The organism is Paenibacillus sp. PL91, from assembly GCF_012935325.2.
Lineage (GTDB): Bacteria > Bacillota > Bacilli > Paenibacillales > Paenibacillaceae > Pristimantibacillus.
Map to the genome: position 1 here is coordinate 1 of NZ_JABBYG020000041.1, position 19777 is coordinate 19777.

The following is a 19777-nucleotide window of genomic DNA, read 5'->3' on the forward strand; positions in this document are numbered from 1 at the left end:
CTCTTAGTATAAATTCGAGAAGTAGCGGAATATTTCCTTTTACTACCTACTGACTCCTCCGCAATACTGCCCGTTAGTTCAACAACGTGCTGGCTATAGCAGCCGATGAGTTCTAGAAATTCACAGCGCAAAAAATAACTCCAGTTTCCAGTTTCTCTTCAAACAGGAGCTGACCGCTTCATGTCGAACTATTGAAATCGAATGACGAATGACACGAAATTCGCCATCATTTCCCCTGCTTCTGTAGAGGGCAGCGATCCTTTTGGATTATACAGGCTCACCTCATAAATCCCTGGCCCCTTGTCTGGAAGAATCTTGAATAAAAAATCGCCTCCAGGCGAAGGCACAGAAACTACTTGCCCACTGTCTTTTCCGTTCACGTTCACAACCATTCTGATAGAGTCGAAAGCTGGTTTACTGATCATGCCTGTAACCGTAACTTCCTTCTTCGCTTCTGCATATCCGCCGCCCCACACTTTCACTGTTCCATCATTCGTTGAGAGCGTTACTGTTTTGGACATGTTGTCATAAAATTGGGTGTTTCCACCTCGGAAGGGGACTTTGTCGGCAGGCAGGGTGTTCTGGAGCGTTATAGTATCGATCGTTTTTTTGGTGTGAATATTGGTTAGTTCGATTTCGTTCTGGCCAGGAATGAGTGGTACGCTGATTTGTTGAACAGAATATTTCAATGATGAATAGCCAGTTGGAGGCTTCAGATTATTATATCCCCACCCACCTGTATAAAAAAACTTGTTTGAATAAAGGAATATCGGCCCACTTACACTGAGTACTCTCATCGTCAGCTCTTCGGCATTCTGATCTCTGGTTATATTCTGGTTTGTCGTAAATTGAGAGTCATTAACTGTAACTGACTTGTTTTCAGCATTGTAAACAACGTCCAGCCCCCACTGTTCGGAAAAAAACTTCACCGGAAGCAGTAGCCTTCCTTCCTTATTCAGCACAGTTGTCTTGCCCATAGAGACTCCGCGGGATTTCACTTCTCCCGTGAGCGCATTCAACTCCATCCCCACCCGATTGTGGTCACGAGGCATAAAATATACTGTCTGATCTTGAGCTACATAATGCGCTTCCATACCGGTCAATGTTCCCAAGTCGCGTAGTGGCAAATAGACCGAACCCTTATATAAAAACGGAGTTTTCGAAAGCTGCATCTTCTTGTTATTTTCCCTCTGTTCAAGCAAGGTACTGTTGAATTTCAGATCTAACGTACGGGCTTCCGGCAGTACATACGCATCCGCTTTCTCAAAAAGATTTAATACTGGGCGCATGCTGCGAAGGAGAGCGAATTTTTCATCAAAAGACAGCTCTGCACACTCCGAAACAAACCGGTAATCGGTTTGACCGTCATAACTCCAACTTGCCGCTACAGAGAGCACTCCATCCTTCTTATAAAAATATAGATCACCTTTCGAATTTGGTAACAGCGGGAGTAGTTCAACAGCAGTCGAAAACTTCTGCTTTAATGTGAAATATTCGGAATTGGTAACCTCCGAGGTGGCATAGTATACCGTCCAATCATTTTTTTTGGGCAGTTTCTGGTATAATTTCCCTTCAGGCATTAATGACCTTGATTTGTCTGTGTCTGAGGATATGGTGTAGATCAAATTCTTATCCGTTGCTGCGGTATCAGCATTCTTGCCTAAATAAGCATTCAACGTATATCCGATCGCTTCAATCTTATGGTCAAACGCAAACACTTTTCCGTCCGGCATCGGTACATAAGTTGGCAATACGACTGAATAATCCATACTTGTATAGAGTTCCTTCAAATCTTTTCGCAATATTTCCGGAAACGCAGGATCGAACGCTGTTCGCATTTCGGACCGCACTGCCACCGTTTCTGCAGCTTGGGCTGTTAGTCCATTTCCGCTTCCCAAAGCGACACTGCAAACCATAGCCATGGTAAACCATTTCTTCAAACGTTTCATCTCCCTTTTTCAATTAACATGCATAACATTTCTCATTTTTCTAACGTCCAACAAAGTTAAATAGTTTCATCTAATATTTCTTATCTTCCCGTTAGTAAAACGAGGCTGCCGATCAATCTCGCGGCAGCCTCGTGGTGCAGTTTATTAAGCTATTGTACCGTTAGTTGAACGGTCGGAAGTTATAGGTAGGCGCCTTCAGGTTCATGTAATTTCTTATATTCACCTTTGTTTTTCACTATTTCTAAAACGAAATTACGCAAGTCTTTTAGTTGCTTTATATCCCCAGTAACCTCGCAATACTCACCCGACCACTGTACTGTTTTTTCTTCACTACCTATCCTTATTTGCCATATGTCCTCACCGTGTGGTTTTACTCTGCAACCTGAATCATTGATTAAATCCTTTGTTCCTAAAACATTTATTTTTACCATTTGCTCATAAATACTTAGCATTTCATCCTGTGTAAACGTCATTTTCGCCTCAGCAATACCAGCGGAGATTAAGTCTTTAACAACAACTCCATTAAAAGAATCAATTAAGTTTTTGCTACCTACTCCAAAGCGGACAGAGAAGGCAAAATCATTTGGCATTTCTTTTGGCATTTGGTCTTTATTATTACTTGAGTATGAACATGCTGATAATCCACAGCAAACAAGTATTAGCAGAGCGAGTTTGAAGTATTTCATAATGATTTATCTCCTCCTTTTGTTTATAGACGTAAAATATGGAAAAATGTTGTGTTGAGTATTCAGTTAAACTGCCCGTTAGCTTAATAAAGAAATGGAGTAGCTGCCGTAGCAAGCTGCCCCTTGTATGTTCAACTATCGTACCTGTTAGTTCAATGCCAAGTTTAGTTTTTTTGATTCTTTTTTGTAATTTCAATTAATCTGTATATAGCATCTACAAGGTCTTTATTATGCTTTTGTTGACTTGACTGCATGCTTAACAACACAAACACCATGATGATTAACAATAAAATAATTGGTATAAAATATATGTCCAAACCTATTTTAAGCACCTACTTTCTATCTTCCTTACTGTCTTTAAATTTTAGGCTATGTTAGACTTATTGTTGATACGGTTTTTTATCTAATGTCTGAAGATTATGAATGTAGTTACTCAACGGAGACCGATAGTGAAACGATTTTTAAAGCAGGAGCCTCGGTGCCCGTTGAAAAAACAAAAAATTGTTAAGGGGAGAAGATATGCATGATTCTTAAGAGAAATGCTGCTTTACTAATTATCATTTTGGCAATAAGTATTCTTTCAACTGGTTGCAATATATTTTCAGGACCACCAGAATCTGAAGAATCGGTTAAACAGAAAGTGGTCGCTCATCTTGTTTCAAAAGGCTACAAAGAAAATGAGTTTAATATCGAAGTTAAATATTATAAATCAGGAGATGGCAAGTTCGGAGGTCCTTACGCCATTAATGTAGTTTTTAACGATGAGCCGAACGTAATTTATGGTTATAAATATAACTATAAATCAGAAAACAAAGATATAACTCAAAATGGCGTTGCTCCTATGGAAGGTAAGGATGATAAAAATTTTAAACATGCTGAGTAATTCTTTATTACGTCATCCACCTAACGAAGCACGATAACTTATTAAACCGCCCTTTACGGGGCGTTTATTTTTTGGCTAATAATCAACATTGAGATTTAACATAGCCAAATTTTAAGATATATTCGCTTTTATCTTCTAATTGTCCTCTTCTGATGAACTTTCCTGCGCAATTGTTCAACATAACCTACCGGTTATCACCACGCAAACCTGCCCGTTAGCTTAATGAAACTAAGTAAAAAGAAGACATAATTTATATCATATCGAGGAATTAATAATCAGGTTTTAGTACCAATCAGTAAGGCTCTAGGAGCGACTGACCTTGACCAATACGGTTGAGGGCTTTTTTATTACCAGTATATTTTCCCATTACATGTGCACCCTACTCGATAAATAATGAATAGGTGGGAGTATATGCATACTAATATGGAAATGCCTGTTGTCCCTATGGCGCCCATCACTTCTCCTGATATACCTACAGGACCTGGTTGGGGCTATCAAATCAAATGGTACGGTGTTCGTATGCTGGTCAGGCTGGATGGAAATGGAGGAGTTGAAATATTCTCTAAACGTGTAGAGCCGCGCAACGATCATTTTCCTGAGATCGTTGAACTACTTAGTCCGATGCGCATCGGTGCCTGTGTACTAGATGGCGAGATTGCATACTTTGACGGCAGCCGCCCAAACTTTCAGCGCGTCCTCGTCGGGGTCAACCGTAAAAAATATGATGAAAACCTCATTTTTGTCGCATTTGACATGCTTTACGATTACGGAGAAGATATTCGCTCACTCCCATTCAAAGACCGCTATGAAAGGCTTGCTGCAAAGTTTCCGATAAAGCAACAGCGGGTATTTGTTACTGGCCTCGTATTCGATGGACCTGCGCTTTGGGATTGGGTAAATACTAGGGAGTGGGAGGGCATCATATCAAAAAACTGGATAGCCCATATGTAGAAGCTAAAAAGCATAGATATTGGTTTAAAAAGCGCAAAGAAGTGCGGATAATTGCGGAAGTGGTTGGAATAAAACTTAAGGCTGGATATGTTTCGAGTCTTGTTCTTAGATTTGAGGGTCGCTATGTAGGCCATGTTTCGGGTATTGATGCAGCATCTAAAAAAGTGCTGAAGCATTTTATGGAGCAGAACGCAGGAGAATGTCCATTTCCGAACCTCACCGCTGGCATGAAGAAATCAGATGTTCGATGGCTAAGCGTCCCGTTCCCCTGTAGGGTTACGGCACTGGAATTTAGCGATAATGGTATATTGCGGCAGCCTAAGTTGATTGGTTTTGGAGAAAAATAATGTAGGAGGTATGCTTCATGTGCGGCCGGTATACCATTTCATCTGAACTAGATGAGATAATTAACACTTTCTCCGTTGATATATCGAATTTCGAATATTCCAAACGTTACAACGTAGCTCCAACTCAATTAGTGCCGGGAATAATCAACCGTGATGGAAAACGTGTGTTAGAAGGATTTAGGTGGGGACTCATTCCTTTTTGGAGTAAAGATCCTAAGATTGCATACAAAATGATTAATGCGCGTGCTGAAGGAATTGAAAAGAAGCCAGCATTCCGAAGTTTAATAAAACGAAATAGGATTTTGATTCCTAGCGATGGATTTTACGAGTGGCGCCAGCAAGAAGACGGAAAGCAACCTTATCGGTTTCAATTGAAATCGAAAGGTGTATATGCTTTCGCTGGCCTTTACGATACTTGGGAGGATCCGAAAGGTGAAGTCATACAAAGCTGTACGATTATCACTACAGATCCTAATGAGTTAGTCTCGGATGTCCACAATAGAATGCCAGTTATATTAACCGATACGGACGCTTGGTTGGATCGTGAAACTGAAGAAGTCTTGCGTTTCCTTAAGACATACCCTACTGATCATATGATTAAGTATATCGTCTCTAAGGATGTAGGCAATGTAAAAAATTCAAACGCATCATTGATTGATGAAGTACCTCTGAATTCGAAATAGGTGAAATAATGTAATTGGTATTCATATGAAGAATTAAGCTGAATTTATTGCTCCCACGCGGCTTCCCTAATTATTAACAGTAAGACAACTGAACCCCAAAAAAGAAACAGCGACAGCCATAGACTAGAAATAAAGCCTTAGAATACCTCTGTTTTATTGAACTTTAGATACCCGTTAGCTTAATAAAATGAGCATGCCACCGTAGCGCATGCTCATCCATGTATTATTCAACTATCGTGTCACGTTTCTGATGTCCTCAATCCGTCTACAATTTTAGGACACAGAAAAACCCAGACCTCATAATCATTCGAGACTAGGTTTTCATGGTGGAGCGAACCGCGGCTTAGCAAATCCACAATTCGCAGATCTGCGAAGATTAGAATGTTAGTGGAGTGGAGAGATGATGCGTTTCACCGCGCAGTCTGTATGAATAGTTTTACTGGTCCCAAAAGGAGTCCTCTCTCCATTTAAAGCTTCGGAGCTAACAGGATACTGCTTCATTCTCCACAAATTGTTTATTCTTATAGCCTATGGTATTAAATCACTTCAAAGCTAGGAATTCCCTTTAAATTGCCTTGATTCAACGAATTTTCCACCTTACTTGTGATACGGCCCACCGTAACATCTATAGAGCGAAAGTCAAAGGCATCCGGTCGGGTGCCCTTGACTTTCGAATAAGAGATCTGTAATTATTCGGAATACTATGACGCACACTCAAAGCGGAGGAATTACCCCCAATCGGGTCCAACCTTCCTTCGAAGGACCATATAACGCAGGTATAGGCAACCCCGCTTGGCGCATTAGAACCGTAACTTGGCCTCGATGATGTACAATGTGCTTGATCAATCCCATGAAGATTGTTGCGTTGGACTCCATTCTTCCGAATGCATTTTGGATTTGCTTCAACGTATCATCCGTCCATTGCTCGTGAAGTGCTTTCGCTACCTCTATGCTTACCGCATGAAAGGTATCCGCGATCTCCCTTGCTAATGGCACTTCGTTCTGATTCGGCACTTTCACAACCGCGACTCCAAACTCAGTTAAATAATCCGGAATGTTCGTAACGAAATGCCACGCGATCCTTCCCAACGTGCGTCCTTCGGGATAAACCTGCTGCAAGAGCGATTCATCGGTCAAACCGTCCAGCATCTTCTGAGTTAATATGGCTTCATTCTTCCATTCGTTTAAAAAATCTTCGACCGTACGGTACATCATCTCAACCCCTTATTTTTGTTCCATTAGAAATTCATTCACTGCCTGATAATAACCGTTTAAATCGTCGGAGTGGACACCGTGACCGCATTGTTCGAACACGATCAGCTTGGTGTTAGGCCTTCTTGCTTCCATCCATCTCGCTTGTTCGGTGCCAAGAATGAAGCTTTTCCCACCGTGAATCAGCAGGATCGGGCAACTCGACCCTAACCAGTCCTCCCACCACACACCGTTGGATTGGGGTACGGATACTTGCAGTCCCTTCAGATCCGTTCGGAATCCCCAACCGAGTTCATCCTCAAATACACTTTCGGCAAAATAGTCGATGGCCCGGAGCCCTATGTTTGCAAGCGATTGTCTCAGTTCCTTTAAAGAAGCCGATCGGAAGGGAAGTTTGTCGGCAAAGATGAAATCGGCGTTAATCTCCGCACCGATATCCTCGACGATAACAGCTTGCACCAATTCGGGATAACGGGCCGCGAATTGATAAGCGTTCAATCCGCCCAAGGAATGCCCCAGGATCGTGACCGGATGTCCCCCAAGCTCTGACTGAATCAGATGCAGAATATCATCCACGTAATCATCCCTTGCGTATTCCTTCCCGGTTGGATGATCGCTCCAACCGTGTCCGCGTTGATCCATTGAAATCACCCTCCAATCTTTGAAACGCACAGCCAGCTCCGAGAATGATCTTGCATTAGCCATATACCCATGCAACATAACGAGCACTCGTTCACTATCACCGCCATAATCAAGGTAAGAAAGCCGAAGATTTCCCAAGTGAAAAAATTTCCTTATTGCCGAGCAATTATAACCGGTATTCGACATCAATTTCACTCCTCTTTGTTCAACTCTAATCTCCCTCAACTTCATCATAATCGCTAATGGTGACAGCTTTTGTCATCGTTAAGAATTAATTCTCAGCCTCCGAGAGAGAAATGACGGCTCTTTGTTGTTGCCCATACAAACCGGCCAACGCGGCGGCTATCGCCATAAAGATCGCGCTAGACGCGACGCCGAATTGCAAACCGAACCGTTCGACCCCTACGCCCCCAACGATAGGGCCGATAATCTGCCCCGCGGCAAAAAAGGCTGTGGCTAAGCTGAGGCATGTCGCATAGGCGCGATCTGGGACATGTCTCCGAAGAAGTGCAGTCGTCATCAGCGGCGGGGTAATAAAGGAGACCAGCCCAATCATAACCGCGCCCAATGCCGTAATAAACAGATTATTGGTGGTTACGCCAATTACTCCGAGTGTCCCCAAAGTTAACCCTGACGCAAGTGTATACCCGCTGGGCCAACGGTCGATTGCTCTCCCTCCAATCCATCCATTAAATAGACCCGCGAACCCAATGGCGGACCAAATCAACCCGGCATAGAGGGACGGAATGCCTTTGCTCACCAGATAGGGAATCAAATACGTGAAGTAAATGATGTATCCCCAACCGAAGAAGAAATAAGATCCGATTAAGAATAAGAGCTTCTTCGGGTTCAACAGGAGACGGTATACATTCATGTCTTCTTGATCTCTTGGAGCCGTCGACGAGTTTTTTTTTGTAGATCCCCGCTTTACAGTTATAAACTCGAAACCGAACGCCGCAATAAGGCCGAATAAGCCCATAGCCGCCCAAGCATACCGCCACCCCTGAGAGTGAGAAGGATCTATGGTGAGGGGGGCGAATAATCCCGTCACCAGAATGCCGGCGGAGCCGCCCAGCCAGATAAGACCAGATGCCACTCCTCGTTCCGTCGGTCGAACAGCATCCAACGCAATGGACAGGACTAACACCGTCGCGAAAGCCGAGAACAAGCCGATTGCGAATCGCCATAACCCGAGTTGAATGAAATGTTGGCTAAATGCCGATCCGAACATAGCCAGTCCGAGCAAGAAACACGTCAATCGATTGATGACAGGCTTATGTTCCGGAAACCGCGAGATCAAAGGAGAAAGACACAGGGTGCCAACCAAGTACCCCACAAAATTGACTGTGCCTAATATGCCCAATTGACCGTAGCTCCCCCCGATCTCCCTCTGTATCCCGGGCATGAACATACCGTAAGAAAGCCGAGAAAAACCGAGAATAACGACAAACAAAAGTGATGCCCACAGAGTGATCCAGTTGAATGCCGATCTCGTGCCCATAGCCTATCTTCCCCCTACAATAATTTGTTGACACTAGTGTACGATTGCGGGAAAGTTTTGTAAAATTGAATTATATGAATGAATTATTCATAAATCTTAAACCACGGGGGATGACAATGGATCTGCGAGCCTTAAAAACCTTTGAAGCCTGCGTGCGTCTAGGTCATTTTCAGAAAGCTGCCGAGGAACTCCAATACGCTCCCTCAACGGTAACGCTTCAGATCCAGCGCCTTGAAGCTGATCTAGGCGTCTCTTTATTCGTACGCGATGGCAAACGCGTGATCGTGTCCGAAGCCGGTCGGTGGCTCCACAATGAGGCTTCAGTTCTGCTGAACTCTATCGGATCCATGAGGCAGACCATCTCCGATATTGCTGCGGGGGACGGCGGAACCGTTCACTTCGCAGCCATTGAGCCCATCGCTAGCCAGAGACTTGCAACCGTCGTAGCCGACTTTTGTACGACTCGCCCGAAAGTGCAATTGACCATGGAAGTGAGCGGAAGCAAGTCGATCGCGGAGAGGGTTCGGACTGGCGAATTGGATTTCGGCATATGCTCCGTCCCATCGGCTGCTCTTATGCTGGGGTTTGAACCACTGATCGAGGAAAAATTAGGAGTGATGATGAGAGCGGATCACCCGTTAGCCAATCGGAATGACATCGGGGCGAGCGACTTCGCGGGGCTAACCGTTCTGGTCAAAGAACCTACTTGTATCTACCGGGAGCTTTGGGAAAGGACTGTCCGTGAAACCAGCAAACATCCTTTCTCTTGCATTGAGGTTGGAAGTTTCTTTGTGATTCAACAAATGATCAAAGAAGCATTCAGTGTCGGTTTTGTTCCTATGTACAGCGGCCTGGAACTGGAAGGTTCCTTGGTCATCAGACCTTTCGCCGATATAAATCCGATAGTCTCATTAGGCATTGTTTATAAAAATAAAGACCTTTTGGGCAAGTCATCGTTATTGTTAATGGACGCAATCAGGGCGGTCCATTAGTCAATCGGTGTCACTGATCAGTGACAGTGATAGCTGTCTTAACTTCAGCTGAGCACAAAAAAAGATCCCGATCCGGGTTCAAGACCGAATCAGGGGGTATATCGGTTGCGTCTATTTCATCGAACCGCTTCTCGCTCAAAAGCGATGATCCAATCGCCTTGACCGGCCACTCTATTTGGTCAGCGTCTGATGATTCAGACCTGTAGCCGGTACACCGTTTCTTCCACGTCCATAATCATGCCAATTTAACCCTATCATTCTTTCTTAAACCCATCGTGTCGAATATACAATCAGCTGAACGTAAATATGGCGGGCCATCCGAGGATGGCCCGCCGAATGCAACAATACTGGCAGAAGTCGGAGAAATCGATCGATTCAAGTTTACAGCAACCCGAAATAGGATTACCAAACGCGGTTTATAGGTAAGAATCTCGATAATCCAGTGAATTAGCTTATTAACAGAGGCAATATCAGCCACTTTAAACTCACGGTGCATTAACGTAATCTGCCCGTTAGCTCAACAAAAAGATTCGCCTTATCAAATATTACAAATGCAAAAACCCGACCTCACGAGATCGGGTTTTTCATGGTTTGGTGGAGGCGAGGCGAGGGGGTCGCCCCCCTTTAAATACAGAATATTTTCTCACTACATTCTCACTACTAAGATATTAGTTTAAACTTCAAATAATTCAAGGCCTACGACTAAAATAAGCGGTTGCCTTGGAGCTGTTATTCCCGTTCGCGAAGGTTCTGCCCTGCAGAAAGGAATAGAAGTTAACGGCTGCCGTCCTGAACCGTTCCTCGCCGGTAACATTGTATCGGTGCATGGCGGCGATAATCATGGGCAGGTGGGTGTTCGCGTGCAGATTGTCCAGCACGTCCCTGCCGATTGCAAGCGGCAAGGTCCAGTAATCTCTGTCGAATACGCGGGCCAGTTCAAGCATAGACTTGTCTCCGGTCAATTCGTATAAGGTGTAGAGAGAATCGCCGATGCCGCCGAATTCATTGACCGGATTAACCTTCGTGCAGCGGAGCATCCCGTCTATTTTCAAATAGGAAAGCTTCTGAAATCGGCCATGAATGTAATGCGCCAGCTTCAGGGCAAGCGTCAGCGCTTTGGAGCTGCGCAAATAGATATGACAGTCAATCAGCCCCTGCATAATCTTGTGCAACGTATAGTAAGGCGCCCAGACGTTCCGATTCTCCTCCAGCTCCAGCACATCCAGCTTTTCTTCCTCGAATGCGCTCAAATAGCCGCTCGGCTTGGCACACTGCTCCATAATATCGACGATCTCCGTCGCTTTAGCCTTCAAACGTTCATCCTTGTCGGCAAATGCAAATCTGGAGCACGCCGACAAATAGTGACCGACAAAATGCCCTCGCAGCCCGCTCCCGACACCCTCCCATCCGCCTAACGGCTCTGCGTTCGAAGCTATCCCCGCATTGATTCTGAACGTATGCATCAATCTGTCGATATCGAAGTCCGCCACATATTGCTTAACGAGTTCCCGGCGGCGAACAATGCAGAGATCCATCAGCTTCACATCATCCAGTTTAAAATTGGTGAACATGGCCGGACACCTCTATTCCGTATAAGTTTAAGTGCGGTCTTCACGATAGGCGCCGGGGGTAACCCCCGTAAATTTCTTGAATACTTTAGAAAAGTAATGATTGCTTTCGAACCCTACCCGCTGACCGATTGCATTGACCGTAAGATGCTGCTGATGGTTGAGCAGCTTCTTCGCTTCGCGAATTCGCAGGCCGTTCAAGTAGTTTACGAAGTTTTCTCCCGTTTCCTTCTTGAACAATCTGCTGATATAGTGCGGATGTAGATCCATCAGCCCTGCAAGATGCTCCAGCGAAAGATCCTGCATATAATGCTTGTCCAAGTAGGCCAAGATGCGCTGGGCATGAATAGCGTAGCCGCTGGAATCACGCTCGATGGGAAGCTCCTCGGCAATGCGTTTCAGCAGTTCCGCGATTTCATCCCTATCGACCGGCTTCATCAAATAGTCGACGACCCCCGCACGCAGCGCTCTCCGCGCATATTCAAAGTATTCGTATCCGGTCAAAATGATGAAGCGGTCGCATAATCCCGATTCTCTGGCTTCTTCAATCAAATCGAATCCGTTCTTCTCGGGCATGTGCAGATCCGTCACGGTAACATCCGGCAGATAGGCTTTCATCACATCAAGCGCTTCGGGCACGCTGGAAGCAGCTCGAACCTCCATACCGAGAGGCATCGACTCGTTGACGATCTTGACAATGCCGTTCAAAATCAATGGCTCGTCATCCACGATCAATACTTTCATTCTTCGCCTCCCCTTTATCGATGATGATAGTGACGCAGGTCCCCTCCCCTTGCCTGCTTTCAAGGTTTAGCCTTGAAGTGCCGCGAAAAAATGATTTGATACGCTCGCTTACATTATAAATGCCTATACCCCGGCTTTCTTCCCCTTCCGATCTGAGCTCTGATCCATTCGTTATTTGATTTTGAATGGCGAGCAGTTTATCTAACGCAATTCCAGGGCCGTTGTCTTCTATCCTGATCCGGATTTCTTCAGGCGTCTCTTCTACCTGAAGCCGAACATGAACGGGCCGGAGAACGGCGGACGCGCCATGCACGATGCTATTCTCCACTATCGGCTGCAATATAAAGCGAGGACACGCAATATGCTTCGCCTCGACTGAAACGTCAATTTCGTAAGTTAGCCTGGCCTGCAAGCGCATCTTGTGGATTTTCAAATAGAAGGTGATCATTTCAAGTTCTCTCTCAAGAGTCGTCACGTCCTGCTTCGATGACAGGCTGTATCGCATTAGCTTCCCAAACCAGAATGATATATCCGCGGCCTCTCTGTCGTTGTTCGATTCGGCGACCATTCGGATCGTTTCAAGGGTATTGTACAAAAAATGCGGTTTGATCTGCGCCTGCAGTACCATGTAAGCGGCTTCTTTATTCCGAAGCTCGGCGCGGTGTGCATTATTGATTAATTCGTCCACGCGTTGAACCATGGAGTTGTAGGTGGCTGTAAGAAAACCGATTTCATCCTTTTCATCCAACTTGTCGTGCTTAATGATGTGCTGTCTCAAATTATCGTTATTCAACGTTCGCATAAATCTGGCTAATCTCAGAATCCGTTTGGTTATGGTCGATGCCATCGCGTAATAAGCAACGGACAAGCCGACCAACAAAAGGACGATTAATGTTACTAAAATAAGTTCTCGCTGCTTGATCGAATAAAAAACTTCGCCGGCTCGTCCCGCAACAACGACTCTAACGTTCAGTTCATCGATATTTATTCCGTTGACGATCGACTTTCGATTGATGAAAAATGCACTATCGTCTTGCCCCAACCGATGTAGAGTCTGTTCGTCAAGCGCCGATGCCGCCTCGCCTTCGTTAAGCGGTCGACCATCAGGTGACAACAAGAAGGCGTGCCAATTCCCTTCCACTCCTGCCGCAGCGTAAAAATTCCCAATCAGACTATTACGAATTCGAATCTCCAGAAGCCCGATTCTTTCCGTAAATTGCGTATTGTAAATATGCTGATAATAGATCAAGTCAGGCTTTTCCGCTTCGGGCTCTTCGCGTATCCACAACCCTTTGCCCGGTTTCAAATGTTCGACTTTCTCTTCGATTTGCGCATTTAGCAAAGATTGATCACGGAAGAGATCCGTTACCGGTAAAACGCGATTTTTCATCTTGTAGATGACAATCGATTCAATCTCAGGATTGGCGAACAACGACTGCGTATACAGCGGCCGAATGTAGCGAATAAGCGCATAAACGCTATCCGCATCGGTCTGGTACACGCCATCCAGATAATCCGTGACATAAGGATTATATTGCAGCAAACGCTGAACCGATTGAATGCGTATAAAATCGCTTTTCATGTTGGCATATGCCTGCTCGAGAATCTTTTGCCGGCTTTCCACGAACTGTCTGGTCAGATTGCCATAAGTTTGTGTGTAGTAATGGTACCCGAAGCCGAGAACCGGAATGAAAATAAGAATGATATATCCCAAAATCATTTTACGCGTAATGCTCATGGGGACAAACTCACTCCGATCTTAATCGCTATGTCTTGTCTTTATATTACCATGAGCAAGCAAAGTCCGGGAGAAGCAATTATAGCCTCTACCGGACAACCCTCTTACTTAAACAAATCCTTTTTCTTCTGATACGTTTGATTTGCCCAATCCACCAGCTTTTGCAGGCCCATGCTCTCTGCGGTTTTAATCATATTTTCGTAATTGGCAATTGCTTCTTCCTCTGTTTTGGACAAATAAATTTTCACCTTTTCATTTTTGATCATTTCGTCAATTTTTGTTTTAATCGTTTTTTCCTCCGAATCCGGCTGCGTCTGGATTAAGCCAATTTCCGGTTTATATATCGTCATCGCTTTCCTTTCCATCAAGGCTTGCGTCTTTTGCGTACCCGGAACATATCCAAGCATGCCTTCCGTGATCCCGTCATTATACAAATACCACCATTTAATGCCGTTGCTGTTCACGAATTCGCTGTCCGACGGATCATAGTTCAGATTCGGATATCCTTCTTCGTTCCAAGTCCAATGCTCGCCCTCAACCCCGAACATAGTCAATTTCTTGCCCTCGTCGCTTGCCAAATACTCAATGAACTTAATTGAAGCTTCAGGATCTTTGTTTTCCTTTGTGATGAAGGTGCCGGCAAAGCCAAGACCCGTACTAACCGACTTAGCATCGCTTGACAAGGCGCTCGGCAGCATCTTGAACGTATAAGCTCCTCCATTTTTTTTAACAGCGATATTATCCATATCCGCCACGTTTACTGTATGACTATGAGCAAATGCCTTTCCGCTTGTTGCGTATTGATCGTCGATTTGGTCATTCGCATGAGCGAAATTCTCCGCCAGAATATAACCGTTTCGATACAAGCTATTCATAAATTTGAAGTAATCGAGCATTTTCGGATGCTTAATGGCATATTCAATTTCTCCGTCTTGCTCGTACCAGCCATCCATCAGTGCTTCCACGCCGATCTGCTGAATGAAGTATTGCTCGATCCAATCTTTATCCATAATGAGCGGTACCATATCGGGATACTTTTCTTTAACCATTCCCAGTACTTTCGTAAAGTCGTCCAGCGACTGGATGGACGGATTGCCGAGTTCTTTCAGTATATCCTCACGCACGGCGATCCCGGGATTGCCATCGCTGCCGATCGCATATTTATTTTGCGCCATTTCCTCCTGAGTCGCAAAAGAGTTACGGACCGTATAGAAATTGCCATCATCCATCGTATGGATCGCGATTCTTGTATTGTCGATCTTGAATTCAGGCGCATATTTCTCGATCAGCTCGTTCCACGGATAGGAGAGCTTGGAATCGGACATCCGGTCGATGTTGGCGTTGGTGAAAACAAGATCCGGAAGATCTCCCGAAGCGATCATGAGGGGAAGTTGCTTATCGTCGGTTGCAACCGTAACTTTGAGCTTGATGCCTGTTTTCTCTGTAATTTTCTCGGCAACCGAACCCTTCCATTCCTTTACAGGATACCAAGGAGCATCGATAAACAACGAAAGCTCCTTTACTTCTTCTCCGCTGTTCGAACTCGTTTCGTTCCCGGGTTCATTGCTTTCTCCGGGATCAGCCGTATTTTGGGAGCATGCGGCCAGCAAACTAAGCACCAGCATAACTGCCAGCGATAAGAACAAAAATTTCTTGCTTCTGAATTTGTTCAATGTAACCCCTCCAATGAATGTTTTATTATATATCAAAGCATGCGCTTTAATATTATGCGAATCGGTTAACCTTTTACTGAACCCAACATAATACCTTGGATAAAAAACTTTTGAAGGAATGGATATACGCATACAATTGGTGCAATGGAGACAACCATTGCCGCTACCTGAAGCGAATAGCTTGTAACACCGGCTGCCGCTTTATTCGCTGCGGCAAGAGCGTCTACGGGTGCACTGCTCTTGTTGATCACTTCCATCATTCTGAATGCAAGCGTTCTCAATTCTTCCGATTGTACGAAATAAGCGGAATCCAGCCAGGAATTCCATTGACCAACACCTGTGAAAAGAGCCATAGTCGCGATTAGGGGCATGGATACCGGCATTATGATTCTGTAAAAAATGACGATTTCATTGGCTCCGTCTATATGCGCGGATTCCTTCAGTTCCTGAGGAATTTCCCGGAAAAACGAGATGGCAATCAACAAGAAAAATGTGCTCAGCATGGATGGGATGATGTATACGCCAAATGAATTCAGAAGCCCAAGTGAGCGAAGCACCACATAGTAGGGAATAAGTCCTCCCGAGAAATACATCGCAAAAATAACGATCGTGAAATACGTTTTACGAAACATAAGATCGCGATGCGAGAGCCCGTATGCCACAAGACAGGTAAACAAAACCCCCAGCACGGTTCCTGAAACGGTTCTCGAAATGGTTACCAAAAAGGCTTGATACCAATGAGGATCATTCAAAAAGCGGGCATAGTTCTCGAATGTGAAGGTCCGTGGCCACAAATAAACGCCACCGAGAAGCGAATCAGTCCCCTTGTTAAATGATAAAATAAGAACGTAATAAAACGGATAAAGCATACACAGCATGATCATGAACAGTACGATCGCGACTCCTGCATCCATTATGCGATCCTTTTGTCGTTGGCTAAGCGTCATCGCCTGTCTCCCCCTTCCTAAAATAAGCTAGATCCCGACAATCGCTTGGCGATATAGTTGCTGGAGAAGATTAGCGTCACGGAGATCACAGATTGGGTCAAATCGATGGCAGCCGCATACGAGAAGCGCCCGTCCCTTAATCCCACCTTGAACGCGTAGGTTTGCACGATTTCCGAGGTTGGATTGTTGATGCTGTTGCCTAGCAGGAAAGCTTGTTCGAAATTCGAGCCTACCAGACCTCCGCCCAATATGCTGCCTATCGTCAAGATCAGCACGACGATGATCGTTCCCTGCATGCCGGGCAACGTAATGTGGCGAATACGCGCCAATCTCCCTGCGCCGTCGATTTGCGCGGCCTCATACAGGGAAGGATTAATTCCCGCGATGGCGGCCAAGAAAATGATTGTCCACCAACCCATCTCCTTCCACACCGCACTTCCTACCGCAAGCCCCCAGAAATGATCGGGGTTCGTAAGAATGTCGAGCGGCTTGTCGATCCAACCGAGACTCATCAGCGCCTTGTTGACAAGGCCGATATCGGCAGACAGGAAAGCGAAAGCTAGTCCTACTACTACTACCCACGAAATAAAATGGGGCAAGTAGCTGACGGTTTGGACAAACCTCTTGAACCGTAGATTTTTCGCTTCGTTCAGCAAAATCGCCAGCAGTATTGGAGCCGGAAAGGCAAAGATCACTTTGAGAAAACTTAAGACCAGCGTATTGCGGACAATGGTTCCGAATTGATAATCGTTGACGAACTCGTCGAAGTGTTTAAGGCCGACCCACTCGCTTGTGAAGATTCCTCTTATTCCGGTGGAGATGGAATAATTTTTGAACGCCATCACGATGCCGAACATTGGAGAATAGGCGAAGATCAGCAGGAAAATCATTCCGAGCCCCACGAAAAGATGAAGTACCTTTTGTTTTTTGAATCGCTTCCAATAATCCGTTCGACTTTGATTATTGGCTGAACCGTTTGTCATTTGTGTGCCAAGATCCATATATGTCCCTCCCTTGATATCAAGTCTACACCGGAGGGAGAGAGCTTCGTAAGCCAACATTTTAAAGAAAGCGTTGTCATTTTTTGATCTCAAGTCTCACGCTAAGTCGACTTGTCGTTCATTTTACAGGTGTGAGGTACAACCACTTCACGAACCGGGAATACCGTGCTGCGGTCGGAAATGATGTCTCGGGATCGAGTATTGGTATCTGGCGAGCGGCCTGACGAGACCATTTAATCTCCCATGTTGAATGCGTCTAAAATATGTGACATACGAAAAAGAACGGTAACGGGTTAACTTCCCGCAACCGTCCTAACAAGTCATGAACGTTTATGCATGCCCAAAATCCAGTTCTATCTAGTAATGCAACTGCAACTGCCGTATCATCACATCCCTCCGATAAAATTCCAAATCACAGTTTTTCTATTCAAAAAGATATATCCATAAGCGATCAGGCAGGGAGTTGTTACATAGTAAAATTTTCTCAATTACAATTATCTTCGTTCAAAATATTGCTGGAGCGGCTTCATGCCCATTTGATTCATCAACGTGCGGTTGTAGAAACGCCTTGCGATGTGCCGTTGATGCCTGCCTTGAATCCGCAGCCTCCGATTATTATTCACCGCTGTACCGTCAGTCGCTAGACAGGTTATCTAAATATAAGTTGGGAAAAATGGTATAAATCGTTTTTCCAAACCGGCCAATCATGGCCTCCGCTCTCCTCGTACCAAATGTGTGGCACATTGTTCAATTCCAAATAGGAATGCGTCCGATCGCTGACATACTTAAGGTTGTCAAGAAGCCCGCATGACAGCCAGAGCAGTCTGAGCTTAGCCGACGCTTCTTCCGGATTCGGGACAAGCAGCTCGGGTTCCTTCGTATTAGGCGCGGAAGAAAAACCGCCGATCCAAGCGAATCGATCGAGATTTCCTAAACCGATATTGAGCGATTGCCCTCCTCCCATCGATAGACCGGCCAGAGCACGGTTCTCTCTCCCTATTAGAACCGAATAGTTCGATTCCATATAAGGAATGAGATCATGCAGCAAATCGGATTCGAAGTCTTCGAACGCCTTTAATTTGTTCGCGTCGAATAGATTTCCCTCCGCCCGGTCGTTCGCCATGGCACGACCGTTGGGCAAGACAACGATCATGGGCGCAAGCTTTCGTTCTGCATACAAATTATCAAGAATCACTTGCGGCCCCGCATGATTGTACCATTCCGCCTCGTCGCCGCCGATACCGTGCAATAAATAAAGAACGTTATACCTTTGATCTTCGGAATAACCGGGAGGGATGTAAATCATCGCTTTGCGCTTGCTGCCCACCGTCGTAGAGAAGTATTCAACCGTTTCAATTTGGCCGCGGGAAATGTCCTCCCTGTACTGGTCAAATCCTGGCGGAGCGGTATGTCTAATCGAATCATGGTCAATCGAACTCATCGTATTTCGTTCCCCTTTCTGATGGCATTTGTTTAACTGCCGAAAATTATAAACTTTCCCTACTGAGCAAACAACCTGTCAATGGATACTTCTCGCTCGTCTATGAACGCGCGCAGTTTAATCCTTGGAATGGCATATGGAATGGAGTCACGAATGGAGCGACTTACAAACTCGTCAACCGTGCTTCGGGTAAAATACTCGAGGTACCGGGAGGCCAGAACACGAACGCGCTGCAGCTTCAACAGTGGACGGACAACAATGCGACCGCACAGCGCTGGGTCGTCACGGATCAAGGCACCTACAATAACTATTACGAATTGCGAAGCGTAAGCTCGTCTGACAACAAAGTCATGGATGTTCGTAACGGAACGAAAAACAACGAGGAAGCGATTCAGCTTATGCAGGATCTCTCCAATACCGCGCAGCAGTTCCGATTGATTAAAATGAGCAACGGCTATTGGAGCGTCCTCAACGTGAACAGCAACAAAGCGGTCGAAGTTGTCGGATCCTCCACGGCCGATGGAGCGAAGATTCAGCAAAATCTGTACCGCGGCGATCTCAATCAACAGTGGCAGCTGGTTCAGATTAATTAGAGTTGTTCGATGAAAATAAAGTGTTAGACTGGCTTGAATATAGAAACAGCGGCAGCCTTGGACCGAAAAATAAAGTCTGAACTGCACCCCGTCAAGTAGACAGTACAAATAATAATAAAGCATTTAAGCGGCCTTGGTCCTAAATTCCATTGGACTGAGGCCGTTTAGTTTTGCTTGTAATCGTTCGTTATTGTAAAAATGAATGTAGGCTTCAATGTCCCTCTTA

19 protein-coding genes are annotated in these 19777 nt (G+C 45.2%); 6 read left to right on the forward strand and 13 right to left on the reverse strand.

Annotated elements, in window-relative coordinates; all coding sequences use genetic code 11:
• Positions 1-188: 188 nt before the first annotated feature.
• Entirely contained in the window at positions 189-1940 is a 1752-nt protein-coding gene (locus HI950_RS34710; protein ID WP_169091534.1) for a stalk domain-containing protein, read from the reverse strand.
• A 188-nt stretch (positions 1941-2128) separates the two neighbouring features.
• Positions 2129-2635: a hypothetical protein gene (locus HI950_RS34715; RefSeq protein ID WP_169091536.1), complete on the reverse strand. Its 507-nt coding sequence runs from the start codon at positions 2633-2635 to the stop codon at positions 2129-2131.
• 523 nt (positions 2636-3158) lie between these two features.
• Between HI950_RS34715 and HI950_RS34720 the strand changes: the two genes are divergently transcribed.
• The 4 genes from HI950_RS34720 (at position 3159) to HI950_RS34735 (ending at position 5499) form a co-directional block, all read left to right on the forward strand.
• Entirely contained in the window at positions 3159-3518 is a 360-nt protein-coding gene (locus tag HI950_RS34720; protein WP_169091538.1) for a DUF3139 domain-containing protein, read from the forward strand.
• A 411-nt stretch (positions 3519-3929) separates the two neighbouring features.
• Positions 3930-4469: an ATP-dependent DNA ligase gene (locus HI950_RS34725; protein WP_169091539.1), complete on the forward strand. Its 540-nt coding sequence runs from the start codon at positions 3930-3932 to the stop codon at positions 4467-4469.
• On the forward strand, positions 4427-4816 hold the full coding sequence (locus HI950_RS34730; protein WP_169091541.1) for a hypothetical protein: 390 nt from the start codon (positions 4427-4429) through the stop codon (positions 4814-4816). The genes HI950_RS34725 and HI950_RS34730 overlap by 43 nt, the downstream gene beginning before the upstream one ends.
• 17 nt (positions 4817-4833) lie before the next feature.
• Positions 4834-5499, forward strand: a complete 666-nt coding sequence (locus HI950_RS34735; RefSeq protein WP_169091543.1) for an SOS response-associated peptidase — start codon at positions 4834-4836, stop codon at positions 5497-5499.
• A 714-nt stretch (positions 5500-6213) separates the two neighbouring features.
• Here the strand turns inward: HI950_RS34735 and HI950_RS34740 are convergent.
• Genes HI950_RS34740 through HI950_RS34750 form a run of 3 tightly spaced genes read right to left on the reverse strand, consistent with a single transcriptional unit; the run spans position 6214 to position 8854 of the window.
• Positions 6214-6711 carry a DinB family protein gene (locus HI950_RS34740; protein WP_169091565.1) on the reverse strand — a complete coding sequence of 166 codons (498 nt, stop codon included), beginning with the start codon at positions 6709-6711 and terminating at the stop codon, positions 6214-6216.
• 12 nt (positions 6712-6723) lie between these two features.
• Complete coding sequence (locus HI950_RS34745; protein WP_317618506.1) at positions 6724-7587, reverse strand: alpha/beta fold hydrolase; 864 nt, start codon at positions 7585-7587, stop codon at positions 6724-6726.
• 37 nt (positions 7588-7624) lie between these two features.
• On the reverse strand, positions 7625-8854 hold the full coding sequence (locus tag HI950_RS34750; protein WP_169091547.1) for a YbfB/YjiJ family MFS transporter: 1230 nt from the start codon (positions 8852-8854) through the stop codon (positions 7625-7627).
• 110 nt (positions 8855-8964) lie between these two features.
• On the opposite strand from HI950_RS34750, the gene HI950_RS34755 reads away from it, so the two are divergent.
• Positions 8965-9846 carry a LysR family transcriptional regulator gene (locus HI950_RS34755; RefSeq protein WP_223285691.1) on the forward strand — a complete coding sequence of 294 codons (882 nt, stop codon included), beginning with the start codon at positions 8965-8967 and terminating at the stop codon, positions 9844-9846.
• A 689-nt stretch (positions 9847-10535) separates the two neighbouring features.
• On the opposite strand, the gene HI950_RS34760 is transcribed toward HI950_RS34755, so the two are convergent.
• The 7 genes from HI950_RS34760 to HI950_RS34790 form a co-directional block, all read right to left on the reverse strand.
• Positions 10536-11417: a beta-L-arabinofuranosidase domain-containing protein gene (locus tag HI950_RS34760; RefSeq protein WP_169091551.1), complete on the reverse strand. Its 882-nt coding sequence runs from the start codon at positions 11415-11417 to the stop codon at positions 10536-10538.
• Between the two features lie 27 nt (positions 11418-11444).
• Positions 11445-12158, reverse strand: coding sequence for a response regulator transcription factor (locus tag HI950_RS34765; RefSeq protein WP_114384102.1), 714 nt, complete (start codon positions 12156-12158; stop codon positions 11445-11447).
• Positions 12136-13896 carry a sensor histidine kinase gene (locus HI950_RS34770; protein WP_169091553.1) on the reverse strand — a complete coding sequence of 587 codons (1761 nt, stop codon included), beginning with the start codon at positions 13894-13896 and terminating at the stop codon, positions 12136-12138. Before HI950_RS34770 ends, HI950_RS34765 begins: the two co-directional genes overlap by 23 nt.
• A gap of 104 nt (positions 13897-14000) precedes the next feature.
• Positions 14001-15569, reverse strand: coding sequence for an extracellular solute-binding protein (locus HI950_RS34775; RefSeq protein WP_169091555.1), 1569 nt, complete (start codon positions 15567-15569; stop codon positions 14001-14003).
• Positions 15570-15634: 65 nt separating this feature from the next.
• Positions 15635-16516: a carbohydrate ABC transporter permease gene (locus HI950_RS34780; RefSeq protein ID WP_169091557.1), complete on the reverse strand. Its 882-nt coding sequence runs from the start codon at positions 16514-16516 to the stop codon at positions 15635-15637.
• 17 nt (positions 16517-16533) lie between these two features.
• A complete protein-coding gene (locus HI950_RS34785) occupies positions 16534-17517 on the reverse strand; it encodes an ABC transporter permease (protein ID WP_169091559.1) in 984 nt (327 codons plus the stop codon).
• 649 nt (positions 17518-18166) lie between these two features.
• A complete protein-coding gene (locus tag HI950_RS34790; RefSeq protein WP_169091561.1) occupies positions 18167-18958 on the reverse strand; it encodes an alpha/beta hydrolase in 792 nt (263 codons plus the stop codon).
• 194 nt (positions 18959-19152) lie between these two features.
• On the opposite strand from HI950_RS34790, the gene HI950_RS34795 reads away from it, so the two are divergent.
• Positions 19153-19551: an RICIN domain-containing protein gene (locus HI950_RS34795; protein WP_317618507.1), complete on the forward strand. Its 399-nt coding sequence runs from the start codon at positions 19153-19155 to the stop codon at positions 19549-19551.
• 123 nt (positions 19552-19674) lie between these two features.
• Here HI950_RS34795 and HI950_RS34800 read toward each other — a convergent pair whose 3' ends face one another.
• On the reverse strand, positions 19675-19767 hold the full coding sequence (locus HI950_RS34800) for an IS3 family transposase (RefSeq protein ID WP_411268196.1): 93 nt from the start codon (positions 19765-19767) through the stop codon (positions 19675-19677).
• Positions 19768-19777 lie beyond the last annotated feature (10 nt).